This is a genomic window from Pseudomonas sp. Kh14 (assembly GCF_900291005.1).
Classification (GTDB): domain Bacteria; phylum Pseudomonadota; class Gammaproteobacteria; order Pseudomonadales; family Pseudomonadaceae; genus Aquipseudomonas; species Aquipseudomonas alloputida.
In genome coordinates this window covers 1-239 of record NZ_OLKJ01000294.1, presented here as the reverse complement: position 1 = coordinate 239, position 239 = coordinate 1, and the positions used below count along the sequence as shown (strand labels likewise).

At 65.3% G+C, this 239-nt stretch carries 1 protein-coding gene; it reads left to right on the top strand.

The annotated features are described in order from the left end of the window. Positions 1-239, top strand: a 239-nt coding sequence (locus FQ668_RS28175) for a LysR substrate-binding domain-containing protein (protein ID WP_256677690.1), incomplete at both ends; no start/stop codon positions are given.

Below are 239 nucleotides of genomic sequence, written 5' to 3'. Positions count from 1 at the left end.
GACCCAGGGCTTTGCCACCCACCGCGATGGCGCACGGGTATTCCAGCAGGCCGGCTTCGAACCCAAGGTGGCCATGCAGGTGAACGATATCTTCACCCTGCTGAGCATGGTCAGCTCGGGCGTGGGCTTTGCCCTGCTGCCCGGGCGTATCGCGGCGGTGTACGAAAACCGGGTCCGGTTGATTGCCCTGAAGCCGCAATATCGCTTGCAGCAGCAACGCGGCTCGCCCAGCGCGCGCT